A 14,045-nucleotide genomic window follows, 5' to 3' on the forward strand; every position below is an offset into this window, starting at 1 on the left:
GAACCGTAAGAACAACCTAGGTCAATTCACAAAACCAATGAGCTCAGGTTCCAGGACATGACTGAGGATGTCTGTTCGGGCAATCATGCCAACAAGCTTGTTCTCTCGAACGACAGGTATTCGAATGATACGATATTCAATCATCTTCCCGATCACTTCTTCAGCAGAAGCATCTTCTTCGACACACACTGGACATTCCGTCATAATCTGGCCGGCTTCAATATCTTCAAGATTTATTCCCTCTTGAACAGCCTTCAACAAGTCGAATTCAGTCACCATTCCAACTACCGACCCATTTAGTTCAACCACGGGTATACCTGTGGAAGCTCCAGACAAAAGTTGAACAGCAAGATCTCGACCTCGCGCATGTCGAGTCGTCACCATGACCCTGGGATTCATTACTTCCCGTGCTCTCCATCCTAATGGACCACTTGACATCTGGCACCCTCCCGTTGATGTTCAGTCCGATCTAAGTAGCTCCTCGGCAGATTCTCCATTCTGATAAAGGGTTTTGATAAAAATCATAGGACTTTCAAGGAAAGAATAGGGGCAAACTTCCTCACAATCTTTCTAACATTACTCCCAATAGAGTAAGCCTCGAAGATCGCATTGAAAAGCGAAAGTCCCTTCACCTATTCTAGGAACATAACCGAGACCAAAAGTAGAATCATGACCCTACGAGCCCATGTTGAAGCAATTTACGAAAGCCTTCGCCCGACTTTAGGTGATCATGATCCATCACATGTTCAAACGAAACTCGAACGAGAACTCCGGCATGTGGTACCGAACTGGAGTGACGCCCTTCCGGATTGTCCGGGCTGGTACTGGTATAAACCGCCAAACATTGGCGAACCACAACTCCTACTCGTCAGCCATGGACGGATCGATACCAAACTTATGGCGGACCTTGGACCACCGAACAATTTAGTGGATGTGCAACGCATCAAAGGACAATGGGCGGGGCCGCTTTTGCCACCAAGTTAAATAATAAAGAGGACACCGTGCTTCCAGTGCAATTCATACAAAAAATTCGAAAACCGTTACCCTCCAAAAATTGGACCACGATGTGGCTGGTGCTTATAGTCTGGTTGGTAGGCCAAACCGGCATAAGCTACGCGGAGCAACCGGGAAATATATTGACCATCCAAAATGATTCAGGTCAATTTGCCTTAGTCAAAACCGTCGGTCCCACTCGGGCAGTTACCAAAATCCCCCTCGATCAAAAAAAATCCGTTCGCCTCGCGCCCGGGGAATACTATATTCTCGTACGATTTGGATTTGCTCCTAAAGAATATATTTACACTAGGGGCGAGCCCTTTACGGTCAAACAGGAGGAGAATAAATTTACCCTCACCACGATCACACTACATAGAGTCGTTGCGGGGATGGAAAACAACCATGAAGTATCCGGTGACGAATTCGAAAACTTTACCCTTACCAAAGAAGGCATGCCCTGAAATAGGCGAAGATTCACCCATGGAAGCCAAGGCCACCCGGCATGCTGAAAGAAAACTGATCCGTTAATGAAAAATCATAGACAGAAAATCAGGTCCGAACCCATCCATCCTGATTGACATGCAATAAATTGAATTGCCCATAGCTTTCCGAGAGGTTTAAGGTAATTCCCGCTTGAGCCCAAGTTGATCCATTGCCCACCTCGGCCCTCGTAGTTTCCGATCCATCCGGCAAATTAATACAAGCCCGAACTGCGGTCCCCGTCACCGGGTCTCGAAGGGGTTGCCCAAAAGACTCAAGAATCCCTGGGACGTAAACCATCGCCTTTCGGGCAGGCACATTGATCGCGATGTCAATCGGTACGAATTGAGGAGCCAACACTGTGGATATGCGTCGATTGAAAGAAAAAAAATGAGTCGCACCGGGCCTAGTGGACTCTCCGTGCAAAATTTTTCTTAAGGCTTCGCGTTGCGCGGAATTCGCCCGCTGATCGATGAAGATCTGCTGTTTCCCATTCCCGGCAACCATTTCATGGGGCCATTGAAGCAGCAACACGTAACTCAATCCGTCGAGTTGCGTCTCATTAAAATATCCTTCCGCAATATATCCAGAATCCAATGCCGCGCAAAGTCCTTGAGTCAATGGCGCATTGAATTGACTCCCCCAGCCATAGGCGCAATTGCAGTTTGAATACTCCACCCCGCGAATCATCCATTGATCTGTCATAATAAGCCCCGCCGAATCCCCCACATTCACCGGTTCAAGGGAAGCCCAAATTCTCTGTGTTTAATGACCTCACGTTCTGTCACATCCCACCGTTTAGCAGGCGCCTTCAAAAAGGACTGTAGCGGCCTTCACTTACATTTACATTACAGCAACCGGCGTTTCGACCACCGCGCCATTTTCATGAAACGAACTCACCCCAGGGGATACCGACGGTGGAAACACCCTCGGCACACCGGCCCAGGAAAAAGGAACCCGCCGCTTTTCAGTGCCATCTTCCCAGCGATACACCAAATCATCCGTTTCCAAATCATATTCCGGAGTGTCCAGATGCTCCCACTTCTCGACAAAAAGCTGATAGAAAATTGTATACAAGCCGTGCTCCTTCGGATTGTATTGAAAGGCATACATGGGCATGTATTGGATATCTAAATTGGTGTGGTAATGCTGCAACCAGATATGATCTCCAAGGATAGCCAGCTTCACATTGGGATCATCCGAATAAAATTTTACCCGTACATTCTTCTGCGCGGCGCGCAACCGTTTGAGATACTCGATGCTTGCCTTGGTTTGTGCCATTAAACTTTCCAGGGTGATGTCGGGATGGAAAATGGACTGAGCCCGTGCCCGCGCATTCGCACTGGAGGGGTTCATCAACATGACCTTGGCCTCCAAACAATGCTTCAACACAAAATGCAAATCCCCCTCGGGATCGACAAACGTATTTCCCGTCGAACCAATGATCATCACATGGCGGGGAAACCCATGGTCCTGAATCAACGACGTGATGCGTGCCGATGACACACGCCGTCCTCCGGGAAACACATGCACCAACCCGGCCCCCCGAGCCGCTTTCGCCAGTTTTCCATCCCGAAGGCTTCGCCCGAGAAAATTCAAGACAATAATCAGCACCATGGCCACGCCAATTTCGGCGGAGACCAAATACACCTTTTCATTTTTGACCAACCCCCAATACATGAGAAACCCTTGAGCCGCATAGGGTAACAATATAGCAATGGTCGCACTTACACTCACCAGACCGATGTGATATCCCACATGGCCTGTACCACTTAATCGCCGACGTAACTCAACTAACCGTTCACGATTCATAACACACGTACTCCTTCAAGGAATATAGACCGCGTGGCGAAACCGCCAGTTCCACGGAACTTCCAATAAAAATGCGCTGATGATGGCAATGGGTACAACAGAGGAAAACGAAGGGCTCCCAACCTTCAGCGTCGTGTCTCTATCCGTCAAGAACGGACATCACATGTCGTCCCTTGTAGCAATCTTTCGGCAGGATTGCCCAAGGGCTTGCAAAACCCAGAGCCTCTTGGTACCACATCATCAGCACAGCCCATAATTCACCCTAAAGGAGTTAAACCCATGGCCAAAAGCCAAGACTCACGCAAAGAAACGAAGAAAAAACCTTCCAAAAGCACCAAAGAAAAACGGGCCGAAAAAAAGGCTAAAAAGAAGGGATAGTTGGGCACCTCTCACATGGCATTCCTCAGCCCACTCATAATCCTGCTCGCCCTCGTGGGATGCACAAACTCACCCACCCATGGAGCAGTGCTCCCACTCAACCCAGTAGAGATCACCGAATGGGACGTACCCTGGGAACAAACTAGGCCGCGAGATCCGTTTGTCGATCAACACAATCGCGTGTGGTTTGTCGGTCAAGCGGGCGATTACCTCGCCATTCTCGACCCGACAACCTCTAAATTCACTCAATACCCGCTTGACCCCGGCACCGGCCCACACAATCTCATTGTCGACTCCAAAGACCAGGTGTGGTACGCGGGCAACCGTGCCGCACACATTGGAACACTCGATCCCGCAACCGGGCATATCACCAAATATGCGATGCCCAACCCAGCTGCCGACGATCCACACACTCTCGTATTCGGAAAGTCCAATGAAATTTGGTTCACAGTTCAGGGAGGAAATTTTGTTGGGCGTTTGATGATGAACTCAGGCCACGTTGACCTTATGCCCCTGCCAACACCTTCTGCACGACCCTATGGCATTGTTGTCGATGGAAGACAGATTCCCTGGTTCACGGAATTTGGCACCAACAAACTTGGAACCATTGATATAAACACTCACGCCGTTCGAGAGATCGAACTTCCAAGAAAAAATGCTCGCCCTCGACGACTGGCCGTGACCTCGGATAATGCCATCTGGTACGTGGATTACGCGGGCGGTTATCTGGGACAATACCTTCCCAGCAAAGGGAGCGTCGAAGAATGGAAAGCCCCCGGAGAACAGGACGCACGTCCGTATGGGATGACGGTCGATAATCAGGATCGAATCTGGTTTGTCGAAACCGGCTCTTTTCCCAACCGCCTCGTTGGATTTGACACGAAAACCAAAAAGGTCATCAGCATCACCCCGATCAAAAGCGGAGGCGGCTCCGTTCGCCACATGTTCTATCATCAGCCCACACAAACCATCTGGTTCGGCACCGACACCAACACCATCGCCCGCGTCACACTCCCCTAATCTTTCATTCGCAACATTTAGGCAACTGGGAATCAATAGACCTCTCCATGAATCTTAGCTGCAGAGCACCATCCGAGATGGTATGATGCACGCGACTCGACAACCCCATTTTTATTCCAACATTTTAAGAGGAAACCATGGCCACAAAATTCACACGCTATCTTATTGGGATCTCCCTGGGCTTCATGATCTTCACAGGAACTGGCTTGGCCGCAGACCCGGCTGAAGTCGGAAAGTTTGTCAACGCACGCATCGAAATTGGCGAAATGATGACCAACTACTTTTCTGGGGGAAATCAATACGGAAAAGGCGGGCGACCAGACCCCGCGCAAATGAAGAAAATGGGAGAGGACATCAATGCAAAGCTCAGCACACTCTTAGCCACGCATAACTTGACCATCGACGAATATCGCCAGCGTAGCCCAGAGATCTTCGCCAACGATGCAGCCGTGAAGGAATATCTTAATCAACATCCTGCACTAAAAGAACGATATGAGGCCCTGCCGTTTTCAAGAATGGGGCGCGGTGGCAGCGGGCGAGGATACTAAAAGCTCCCCACTGGTCAGAACGAATCCAACGTTGCGTGGATGAAGTATCGACTTCAACAACATCACGACCACTGGCAATTGGTGGATCAGGACGCGCCGAACATCGCTCCGGTGTTCATTGATTTCCTGTCAGGCAAAACCGCCTACCGCAGAAAATATGGCCATGCCGGTGGCGAAGCCATCAGCAGAGCCGTGGGGATCAAAAAAGGCCATCGCCCCAACGTCATCGATGCCACCGCAGGTTGGGGACGAGATGCCTTTGTGCTTGCAACCCTGGGCTGTCGCGTCCACATGATCGAACGATCGGAAATCATCGCCACGCTTCTTGAAGATGGATTACGTCGAGCTGAACAAGATGAAAAAATCGGCGCCTTGATCAAAGAGAAACTCTCGCTGTCCTGTGGCGAAAGCCGCCAAGAACTCCGCAAAATGCCATTCGAACCCGAGGTGATTTATCTTGATCCGATGTTTCCCCACAAAGAAAAATCAGCCCTAGTCAAAAAAGAAAACCGGATACTGCAAGAAATCGTAGGGCAAGACGATGACGCCAAAGAACTCTTGAAACTCTCACTTACCATTGCCGCGAACCGTGTGGTGGTCAAACGTCCGAGCTATGCGGACTTTCTTGCCGACCTCAAGCCGCACACCTCGATCAAAACCAAAAACCACCGCTTTGATATTTATCTCAGCAATACATAGCTGCCCAGCGGAACTTCCAAGACACATATCAACCCCTTGTCGATGCATGGATTCTATACGATAATGCAGGAGATGTTCCAAAGTATGTAGATTCAGGAGGAAAGAGTTAATGGCAAATAAACGGATCGGGATTAAAGACCCAGACCTTGCCAAAGTTGGAGTAGCGCTCAAACGCGCCGCGCTAAAAGCCAGGGAAATAGGATTAGCCACAAATACCCCAGTCTACGTCTTTCGAGACGGGAAAATTGTTGATGTTGTGGCAGAACAAAAAGCCAAACACCTACCTCATAAAACCAGCGGGAAAAGTTCACGGGCCCAAAAGGCAGGCCTTGGAAGAAAAACCTCAAAGATTACAAACAAGAGATAAGAGGAATAATCTTTCCTCGTGTTACCAATTCCGACATTCTTAAGTGCAACCCAAAAACACCTCAATCTTTCAGCACAACGAAGAACGGGTGCAAAGCGATGAGAAGAAACCAGACTATTTCCCCAAAAACAGCGCCGACATTCAGACCGCTTCCAATTAGTCTCACCAAGTCCTCAACCCTTCTGTGTCTCGCCTTTACTCTCCTTCTAGGAACCTCAGGCTGTACAGACCTTAAACGTCTGGCCTATGAAGGGTTTGACCGTGATGAGTGGCAACAACCAGAGCAAGTCATAAAAGCCCTGAAAATCGAGCCAGGAGACCAAGTCGCAGACCTTGGGTCGGGAAGCGGGTATTTCACCTTTCGATTGGCGGATGCGGTAGGACCCAACGGAAAAGTCTACGCCGTAGATATCGATGCGGAGATGAACGCCGCCCTCGCCGAACAGGTACAGGAAAAAGGATACCAGAATATCGAAGTCGTGCTCGCGCAACCGCACGACCCTGGATTGCCCGACAACAGCATCGACCTCATCTTTTCAACCAACACCTATCATCATCTCGAACAACGAGTGGCGTACCTGGCCAACCTCAAACAAGACCTTCAACCCAATGGACGAATCGCCATCATCGACTTCAATGGCGAGGGATGGTTCCAACACTTGTTCGGCCACTACACCTCCAGCGAAAGTATCCAGCGCGAATTACAAGAAACAGGCTACACCCTCGAAACAAAACTAGACTTTCTCCCCAAACAGGTCTTCCTCATCTTTGTAAGAAACTAGTAATAGCATCCCGAACCATAAAAACATCGCCCTCCCCTCTGTAATTCCCGACATTGGTAATCGGGAATCCATCCTCCATGTAATAACCTTTTATTTTTCCCTCCATTGAAGTACATTCGGGCGGCGAAAAAAAACACCTCGTTATGAATCAAGAAAATAGACCTTTGCAGGAGATCCACATTGAGAGATAAGAAAAAAGTGTGGCGAAACCGAACAAAAGCGGTGACCGTATCTACCGTCTTGTTATTGATGATATGTGCCACCGGCCTGGCAGCCGATCGAACTGCTGTGGACACAAGCCGGTCGTCGGTCCAGACCATCATGAAGTTCCCATCGACGGTGCGAAAGATTCCTCGGGTAACGGCACCAATACTGAGATCCGTGCAACTATGGGATATCGTCAATGGCGCAGCGAATTCCAGCATCAGCTACCGACGGCAGGTGCAATTGGGAATCAGCTATTCTGGCACACGCCCGACCCATTACCGAGTCAGCGAAAACCGTCAATTCGAGCGTGCCTCATGGCAGACATTTTATCCTCGTGGACGATACCGCTATACGTTTCAGCGAAATAGTGATGGGCGGAAAACCGTGTACGTGCAGTTGCGCTACGGCGACGGAACGAAATACCTCAGCCAAGTGCAACAGGCATCGATCGTCTATCGCAAACCGCCGACCATCAGTAATTTTCAGATTGAGAACGGCGCAGCCAGCGCTTCCAAGCGGCAGGTCCTGCTCACGTGGAACGTCTCCGGCATTGCGACGGACTACCGTGTCAGTGAGTCGTCCGATATGGCGGGGGCATCGTGGAAAACTGGCGGTGCACCTCCGAGCGGTGGTCTGATCTTCGATTTAGCCGAAGGAGCCTCAGGGCAACGAAGGATATATCTTCAGGTAAAGAGAGAACAGAGTGACCCCGTATCTGCCAACGACAGTATTAATCTCACTGTTGGCATTTGCCCGATCGGGCATCGAGGGTTGGAATGCAGCGGTGCCGGGACCTGTTCAAACGCGGGACAATGTACCTGCAACGCGGACATCAGCGGGCCAGCCTGCGAAACTATTTGCCAGCGGTGCTACGGAGCAGCCGGAAACAATTGTGGCGTCGCCGATGGCATGAATTTCCCCGCGAACCTCGGCGTGTGCATGAGCACGCCCCAGGGACCAAGCTGCCAGATCAATGCAGGAAGCTGGGCACACGACGAATGCTGCGTGCGCTACCGTTTTGGCGGACCGAATTCTCAACAAGGCTCCTGCACAGTAGCCGGCCTCGGCCCTCCACCGTATGTCTGCCAGTTAGAACTGGCCAAAGCCGTGGCCCAGCTACCAAACCCCCTGCTCACCTGGACACGCACGGATGTGAACTTCAGCAAGAGTTCTTGTACGGACGGAATCGAAATGCCGGTGACCCATGCCGATATGTGTAATCCTTCGGGCGGCACCCTACTCTGCAGTGATGTGCAATATTGCTGTAGTGGGAGCGGCCAGGCATCGGCCATTCAGGCACCAGCAGCAACCGGCGGGATATTGTGTGTCTGTGATTAAGCCCAGCTAGGGCCCTACAACCAGCAGATTATAACCCAAGAGCTGCCAAGTATTGGTGATGTGCCAATATTCACAACCCAGAATCCATCTTGGCCGTTTGCAAAAAGACAAGTTCTATATTGATGAGGAATTACCCCCAAACATGGTATAAAGACCTGCCATATACCAAATTTAAAAGGTGGGAAGAGATTCAAGGGTAATAAGGACAGAAAATGAGTAGGGAGTTTGTGGACTATTTGAGAGATATTATAGACGCTATGGGAAAGGCTCAACAATTTGTCAGGAATCTCTCTTATTTAGAATTCAAAGCTGACGACAAAACGGTCTTTGCCGTCGTCAGAGCCTTGGAGATTGTTGGGGAAGCAACCAAAAATATTCCCGATGATATTCGCAAGAACTACCCCGAGATCCCCTGGAAAGATATGGCGGGCATGAGAGATGTCCTGATTCATGATTATTTTGGCGCTGATGTAGAAACCGTATGGTTAACGGTTACAGAAAAAATCCCGCAGGTAAAACCGTTGATAGAAAAAATGCTAGAGAAATTATGATCACCTTAGAAACGATAAAGACAACGCTGCAAGCTCACAAAGAAGAGCTCAGCCAAAAATATGGTGTAAAGCAAATCGGGGTGTTTGGTTCTTGTGTGAAGAACGAACAGCTTGAGACGAGTGATGTTGACCTCCTGGTTGAATTTGATAAAGCCATCGATTTGTTCATCTTTGTTAATCTCAAAAACTATCTATCGGACTTGCTGAACGCCAACGTTGATCTCGTGATGAAAAAAGCCTTAAAGCCGAAAATTGGCCAACGCATACTACAAGAGGTTGTGGAAATTTAATGGGGATACCCAACGAATGGATCAGCCGTTCCTGGATACCTACCAAACCCCCTGCTGACCTGGACGCGCACGGATGTGAACTTTAACAAGAGTTCCTGCACGGACGGAATCGAAATGCCGGTGACCCATGCCGATATGTGTAATCCTTCGGGCGGCACCCTACTCTGCAGTGATGTGCAATATTGCTGTAGTGGGAGCGGCCAGGCATCGGCAATTCAAGCCCCAGCCGCAACTGGCGGGATATTGTGTATCTGTGACTAGGGCTAGTCAGGGCCTTCCATCGAGACCAGCATCGTTACACAGTCCTTTCAGACTGGAGCCCTAGGCCTCAGATTTCCTGGGATAATGATAGTCCAGACAAAAGGCGCACAATTCCTGACGAATATTGGCAGGAAGCTCTCTCACCCAGGTAGGAATCCAATCCCACCGATTTTTCTCTTGTAAATTTTTCACTTTGCGGCAGTGAGAACATTGGTGAATAAGTCCATCGCTATCGGTATAAACCGAGGCATTCCCCTCGCGTGCCACCTCAGTAACTGGGTGCGGCATTTCCTGCACCAGACTATTCACGATAAGAATTCCTTGATTCACGCCCACCGGATAGAGGGTCATGTTGAACATCCGGTACCGATGAGCACTGGAACATTGATACGCGTGCTGCTTGGGATAACCCTGACTCCTCGGATCATTAAACGTGGAAAGAAAAAACCCCGTATAAAACTCCTTCAAATCAGAAGTCACCGCCTCCATCACATTTCTTCCCAATTTCCACTCCTCAGAAATGCTCGGTTCGCCGCCGTTATCTTGGGCGAAGGCAAACCACGCCGGATTGAAATACGCTAAAGAAAAATCTTTCCATAACCCATAGACAGCCGAAGAATGCATTTCGATATTCACTTCATCGAAGCTGGCGAGAAGCTTTTGAAATGCCGGGTCAATCCGCGCCTTCATGTTCTACACACCATGATCATTTCCGTCTGGCAAGCCATCCCGTGAACTTTCAACCTATTCCCTTCCACCTCCAAAAAACAACCACCAAGCAACGCGGCCTTTTCTTCTATTTTTAACGAGTAGGAGAATGGATAAAGTGTCAAACCTTTTCTACCTCAAGGGCATACGCGCATGGCCAGGCTAGTTACCGAAATCACCTGCCCATTCCTTGTACTTGCGTCGCCACATACTTCTAAGAAGCCAATCTCCTCGTTCCCATCGACAGCGTCGCCGACAAGAGCAACACGCCCACTTCTAAATCGGTGGTCGTTACTGTCCAACTCTATTTTAGTACCCCCTGCCATTCCTCAACGACAAACAACTTTTTCAGTATTCTCTTTCATTTTCGCAAACCAATTAGGTACCATTTACCGATGACAATTGGCCCATTTTTTTTAAGGCCTTCCGCACTCCAATAAAGAGGGATTTTTTCTCATCTTAAAAAAATGTGGCATTCAAGGCCTGCCCCCCCAACCAAATGGAGGATCACATGGAAATACATTCTCGAACAAACGACAGAAAATATAAAATATTTATTAGCTCGTCCTTTGAAGATTTAAAGGATGCACGAATCCAGCTAATGAAAAGAACTTTAAAGCTCGGCCATTTTCCAGGAGGAATGGAATTATTTTATCCAGGAGAGACTAGAAACTTGGAGGTAATTGAAAGGGAAATAAAATCTTGTGACATTTTTGTAATTCTCATTGGGGCAAGATTGGGGATGCCTATTACTGACGATGATTATCCTGAAATTGATCACGTTTATTACACAATGGAAGAGTACGAAATAGCATGTAAATATAATAAGCCCGTGATACCTTTTCTGCTATACGAAGAGGAATTTAATAAGGCCATTGAAGAAATCACAGATAGTTCTAAAAAGCTAGGCAGTTCTTCGCACATTTCTAACCAGATAGAAACGTTGAAGAATTTCAGAAACACTGTGGTGCAAGGGCCACAGGGCAAGAGAATCGCAGGGTTTTTTTCATATAACGACACATCACATTTGTGTGAAGTTTACTCTGGCGCAATTAGCGCTACAATTAATGAGTACTTTGATTCAGGCCAAAAAGGTGGTTGGGTAAACGGAGCAATATATGATGATCTCAAGGCCCAAATTGCACTAGGAAGATCAGTTAGCAACAATATTTTCTTTAAAAGATTTGCCGAAAGGTTGAGCACCTTTGGAACCTTGTCGGGTAGGACTCAAATTGATTCGGAGTTAAAAACTAGCATTGCCGAATTCTTCTGGCTAAATTACCTAACAATCATAGAAGAAAAAGGCATTAATAAAATATTTTTTGAGTCAGGCTCTTCTATAGCTTATGCCTCGAGAAAGTTTATCGAATATGTTTATGAAGAGAGACAATCCTATCACGATTGGCTCCACGAAAAACTTCAAATCAGAACAAACAACTTTTTAACTTTTCTAGATTTACTTCTTATTGATTCGAGTTGGCAACCTTTGGATGTCCGCCTCCAACCGAATGGCCCCTTCTCTTCTGACTATGGTGCGTCATATGGAATGATCAAAAATGCTAAGGTTAGGTCGGCAACTAAACACAACCGTGAAGAGAAAGGGCTTCATAAAGACGCCAATGAAGCCATATTTAAAATGACTGAGGAGTTAAAAATTGATTTTGAAAGATCAGGAATGATATTGATGACAGCCTCCGGTTTATATTTGGAAAAGGAATCAAGATTTTATGGCCCTCATGTTGGCAGCTACCATAACATGTTATTGAAACGCAGCCTTCTTTCCATGCCTTGCCCGAAAGTTATTTTTCTTGATCAAAAAAAATGGGGACTAGAGTTTGATTCTGATAACTGTTATGCCATTTGTGACAAAACCTGCGGGGATGATTTAACTTGGGAATCTCTAAAAACTAAGACACCACTAGCAGTGGCGTTAGCAGCTTTTGAAAAGGACCAACAGGATAACCTAGCCAAATCTCTTTTTTCTGAAGGATTCATTCATCAGGAAAAAGGAACTGTCAAAGCTGGGGCTAAGGGAAGGTGGCCAATAATAGCAGGAAACGAATCATTTTGGAAATTTTTTAGTTAACCTAAGCACTTTAATATATTCAAAAAAATTCGACATTCCAGAATTAAAGACGAGAAGAGATGGGGGTCAGCAACTGTTGAATGAGAAGAACTGGGTTCAGGACTTGAATCGCGCAGCCTTTTCTTTCCACAATCTACCTATTCAAACCGCATAAAAAATTAAATTAGTTTCCAAATAGGCAATCTCCAACCTTTTCTCCACCTCTCCCACACCAAGAGTGCAATTTCTGATTTGAATGATTTGCAGTGGAATAAACCTCTTTCACGGTTCTTTATTCGATATAACTAATGTGAGGATATTGCAGTCCAACAAATGATATTATGTTGGCTTTATTGCTTTTGTCATGGGAAGGATCATGGATCTTGGGAGTCCATCACAATTTGATTTATCTAACCCCCAATGGATAGCAGTTTGCCTAGCCCTTATTGGCATAATTGGTACTGCTGCTTATCACAGTATTCCATGGATTCGAAAACGAACGGTCTACAAGTACTGCAATTTCAATCTACAGATTTTAGATAAATTTCCTCCCAATCATCACGAATTATCGGGTTTAGTCTCATTTCCACTCAACGTGACGGATTTCTATGTTGTGATCAAATCTAAAGACAGATTTTCTCTTCAGAGAGTTAATTTACGATTCCTCGACAAGAACCAGACCTTCAAGTCGCATCCATACGGCAATGCAGATTTGAAGGTTATAAAAATAACGTCCCTGAGATATTGGGATGATCGCTATGTTGATATTGAAAGCTGCTCAGATCAAGTAGGTGGTTTTGGAGCAGCATTTAACAGAACTCTCAAAAAGGAAGACGGGCTATATTTCCGACTGGGCGTCCATATTCAGTCGCCATGGGTTGGCATAATATGTTTTCGGGCCATAGATAACGATGGCTTTGAAAGTTTTGCTAGAAATAAGTTGGTAGCTTTTGGGCTAGCATATGAAGATGCGTGGAAGGTTTGGTGTGGTGAAAAGAATATAAATCATTGTAATATCGCTCCAATCTCGATCACAGATTTAGAGACGGAAAGTCAACCCTCTATTGAGCTTTTACCTAAGAGCAGCCAAAGTCCTGATTTGCGATTATCCGTACATAACCACGGACCTACAGCAGCTTTTTCCGCGAAATGCGAAATCTTGAGCACCAAAAATGATCCGAATCCACCAAGGAAGGGCCTTTTTCAGCTTCGATGGATTCTTCAAAATGATAGAGAAATGATGATTAGGCAGGGAGATAAGGAAGATTTGCTAATTGCAAGAATAAATGTTGACCATGGTTCTCGGCTTGGGCAAATGATCTTTTATGAATTACTTTCAAATGGTGATGCCGAATTTACTTCATGTCGTTGGAATTTGCCTGAATTGGAACTCCCTGAATATGAACTCGAGATTCGTATTTATAATGATGGTTTTGATAAACCCTTTCTTAAAACATTTATTGTACGGCCACATCTACATTGGGGGCCACTAGAAATGATTGAAATAAAGGTCTCTTGATTGAGTACTAAAAATTGATTTCGT

Annotated in this window: 17 protein-coding genes; 13 read left to right on the plus strand and 4 right to left on the minus strand. The window is 47.0% G+C overall.

Features of this window, described 5'->3' with window-relative positions; all coding sequences use genetic code 11:
• Nucleotides 1-21 precede the first annotated feature (21 nt).
• The gene (locus PPG34_RS17210; RefSeq protein ID WP_313834679.1) at nucleotides 22-438 is read right to left on the minus strand and encodes a CBS domain-containing protein; all 417 of its coding nucleotides are present in this window, start codon (nucleotides 436-438) and stop codon (nucleotides 22-24) included.
• Between the two features lie 231 nt (nucleotides 439-669).
• Between PPG34_RS17210 and PPG34_RS17215 the strand changes: the two genes are divergently transcribed.
• Together PPG34_RS17215 and PPG34_RS17220 are read left to right on the plus strand one after the other, a co-directional pair.
• On the plus strand, nucleotides 670-984 hold the full coding sequence (locus tag PPG34_RS17215; RefSeq protein WP_313834680.1) for a hypothetical protein: 315 nt from the start codon (nucleotides 670-672) through the stop codon (nucleotides 982-984).
• Nucleotides 954-1,457 (plus strand): hypothetical protein, encoded by a 504-nt coding sequence (locus PPG34_RS17220; RefSeq protein ID WP_313834681.1) that lies wholly within the window; start codon nucleotides 954-956, stop codon nucleotides 1,455-1,457. The genes PPG34_RS17215 and PPG34_RS17220 overlap by 31 nt, the downstream gene beginning before the upstream one ends.
• Nucleotides 1,458-1,545: 88 nt before the next feature.
• Here the strand turns inward: PPG34_RS17220 and PPG34_RS17225 are convergent, their stop codons facing one another.
• The gene (locus PPG34_RS17225; protein WP_313834682.1) at nucleotides 1,546-2,181 is read right to left on the minus strand and encodes a DUF1326 domain-containing protein; all 636 of its coding nucleotides are present in this window, start codon (nucleotides 2,179-2,181) and stop codon (nucleotides 1,546-1,548) included.
• A 138-nt stretch (nucleotides 2,182-2,319) separates the two neighbouring features.
• The gene (locus tag PPG34_RS17230; protein WP_313834683.1) at nucleotides 2,320-3,288 is read right to left on the minus strand and encodes a hypothetical protein; all 969 of its coding nucleotides are present in this window, start codon (nucleotides 3,286-3,288) and stop codon (nucleotides 2,320-2,322) included.
• A 378-nt stretch (nucleotides 3,289-3,666) separates the two neighbouring features.
• Here PPG34_RS17230 and PPG34_RS17235 point away from each other — a divergent pair, with 378 nt between their 5' ends.
• The 9 genes from PPG34_RS17235 (at nucleotide 3,667) to PPG34_RS17275 (ending at nucleotide 9,729) form a co-directional block, all read left to right on the plus strand.
• Nucleotides 3,667-4,686, plus strand: a complete 1,020-nt coding sequence (locus tag PPG34_RS17235) for a Vgb family protein (RefSeq protein WP_313834684.1) — start codon at nucleotides 3,667-3,669, stop codon at nucleotides 4,684-4,686.
• 137 nt (nucleotides 4,687-4,823) lie between these two features.
• A complete protein-coding gene (locus PPG34_RS17240; protein ID WP_313834685.1) occupies nucleotides 4,824-5,234 on the plus strand; it encodes a hypothetical protein in 411 nt (136 codons plus the stop codon).
• 39 nt (nucleotides 5,235-5,273) lie between these two features.
• Entirely contained in the window at nucleotides 5,274-5,933 is a 660-nt protein-coding gene (locus PPG34_RS17245; protein WP_313834686.1) for a class I SAM-dependent methyltransferase, read from the plus strand.
• Nucleotides 5,934-6,042: 109 nt separating this feature from the next.
• The gene (locus PPG34_RS17250; protein WP_313834687.1) at nucleotides 6,043-6,300 is read left to right on the plus strand and encodes a hypothetical protein; all 258 of its coding nucleotides are present in this window, start codon (nucleotides 6,043-6,045) and stop codon (nucleotides 6,298-6,300) included.
• Between the two features lie 98 nt (nucleotides 6,301-6,398).
• Nucleotides 6,399-7,082 carry a class I SAM-dependent methyltransferase gene (locus PPG34_RS17255; protein WP_313834688.1) on the plus strand — a complete coding sequence of 228 codons (684 nt, stop codon included), beginning with the start codon at nucleotides 6,399-6,401 and terminating at the stop codon, nucleotides 7,080-7,082.
• Nucleotides 7,083-7,262: 180 nt separating this feature from the next.
• Nucleotides 7,263-8,627 carry a hypothetical protein gene (locus PPG34_RS17260; protein WP_313834689.1) on the plus strand — a complete coding sequence of 455 codons (1,365 nt, stop codon included), beginning with the start codon at nucleotides 7,263-7,265 and terminating at the stop codon, nucleotides 8,625-8,627.
• Nucleotides 8,628-8,839: 212 nt separating this feature from the next.
• Nucleotides 8,840-9,178 carry a HepT-like ribonuclease domain-containing protein gene (locus PPG34_RS17265; RefSeq protein ID WP_313834690.1) on the plus strand — a complete coding sequence of 113 codons (339 nt, stop codon included), beginning with the start codon at nucleotides 8,840-8,842 and terminating at the stop codon, nucleotides 9,176-9,178.
• Complete coding sequence (locus tag PPG34_RS17270) at nucleotides 9,175-9,468, plus strand: nucleotidyltransferase family protein (RefSeq protein ID WP_313834691.1); 294 nt, start codon at nucleotides 9,175-9,177, stop codon at nucleotides 9,466-9,468. The genes PPG34_RS17265 and PPG34_RS17270 overlap by 4 nt, the downstream gene beginning before the upstream one ends.
• Before the next feature lie 114 nt (nucleotides 9,469-9,582).
• Nucleotides 9,583-9,729, plus strand: coding sequence for a hypothetical protein (locus tag PPG34_RS17275; protein WP_313834692.1), 147 nt, complete (start codon nucleotides 9,583-9,585; stop codon nucleotides 9,727-9,729).
• Between the two features lie 60 nt (nucleotides 9,730-9,789).
• Here the strand turns inward: PPG34_RS17275 and PPG34_RS17280 are convergent, their stop codons facing one another.
• Nucleotides 9,790-10,419 (minus strand): hypothetical protein, encoded by a 630-nt coding sequence (locus PPG34_RS17280; protein WP_313834693.1) that lies wholly within the window; start codon nucleotides 10,417-10,419, stop codon nucleotides 9,790-9,792.
• A 529-nt stretch (nucleotides 10,420-10,948) separates the two neighbouring features.
• On the opposite strand from PPG34_RS17280, the gene PPG34_RS17285 reads away from it, so the two are divergent.
• Nucleotides 10,949-12,523, plus strand: coding sequence for a DUF4062 domain-containing protein (locus PPG34_RS17285; RefSeq protein ID WP_313834694.1), 1,575 nt, complete (start codon nucleotides 10,949-10,951; stop codon nucleotides 12,521-12,523).
• Between the two features lie 355 nt (nucleotides 12,524-12,878).
• On the plus strand, nucleotides 12,879-14,021 hold the full coding sequence (locus tag PPG34_RS17290) for a hypothetical protein (protein ID WP_313834695.1): 1,143 nt from the start codon (nucleotides 12,879-12,881) through the stop codon (nucleotides 14,019-14,021).
• Nucleotides 14,022-14,045: the final 24 nt, after the last annotated feature.

Source organism: Candidatus Nitronereus thalassa, assembly GCF_032191465.1.
Taxonomy (GTDB): domain Bacteria; phylum Nitrospirota; class Nitrospiria; order Nitrospirales; family UBA8639; genus Nitronereus; species Nitronereus thalassa.

Bases quoted from the DNA above. Each gene is read 5' to 3' on its own strand.
- PPG34_RS17210 (WP_313834679.1), bottom strand. From the start codon at position 438: ATGTCAAGTGGTCCATTAGGATGGAGAGCACGGGAAGTAATGAATCCC.
- PPG34_RS17215 (WP_313834680.1), top strand. From the start codon at position 670: ATGACCCTACGAGCCCATGTTGAAGCAATTTACGAAAGCCTTCGCCCG.
- PPG34_RS17220 (WP_313834681.1), top strand. From the start codon at position 954: ATGGGCGGGGCCGCTTTTGCCACCAAGTTAAATAATAAAGAGGACACC.
- PPG34_RS17225 (WP_313834682.1), bottom strand. From the start codon at position 2,181: ATGACAGATCAATGGATGATTCGCGGGGTGGAGTATTCAAACTGCAAT.
- PPG34_RS17230 (WP_313834683.1), bottom strand. From the start codon at position 3,288: ATGAATCGTGAACGGTTAGTTGAGTTACGTCGGCGATTAAGTGGTACA.
- PPG34_RS17240 (WP_313834685.1), top strand. From the start codon at position 4,824: ATGGCCACAAAATTCACACGCTATCTTATTGGGATCTCCCTGGGCTTC.
- PPG34_RS17245 (WP_313834686.1), top strand. From the start codon at position 5,274: ATGAAGTATCGACTTCAACAACATCACGACCACTGGCAATTGGTGGAT.
- PPG34_RS17250 (WP_313834687.1), top strand. From the start codon at position 6,043: ATGGCAAATAAACGGATCGGGATTAAAGACCCAGACCTTGCCAAAGTT.
- PPG34_RS17255 (WP_313834688.1), top strand. From the start codon at position 6,399: ATGAGAAGAAACCAGACTATTTCCCCAAAAACAGCGCCGACATTCAGA.
- PPG34_RS17265 (WP_313834690.1), top strand. From the start codon at position 8,840: ATGAGTAGGGAGTTTGTGGACTATTTGAGAGATATTATAGACGCTATG.
- PPG34_RS17270 (WP_313834691.1), top strand. From the start codon at position 9,175: ATGATCACCTTAGAAACGATAAAGACAACGCTGCAAGCTCACAAAGAA.
- PPG34_RS17275 (WP_313834692.1), top strand. From the start codon at position 9,583: ATGCCGGTGACCCATGCCGATATGTGTAATCCTTCGGGCGGCACCCTA.
- PPG34_RS17280 (WP_313834693.1), bottom strand. From the start codon at position 10,419: ATGAAGGCGCGGATTGACCCGGCATTTCAAAAGCTTCTCGCCAGCTTC.
- PPG34_RS17285 (WP_313834694.1), top strand. From the start codon at position 10,949: ATGGAAATACATTCTCGAACAAACGACAGAAAATATAAAATATTTATT.
- PPG34_RS17290 (WP_313834695.1), top strand. From the start codon at position 12,879: ATGGATCTTGGGAGTCCATCACAATTTGATTTATCTAACCCCCAATGG.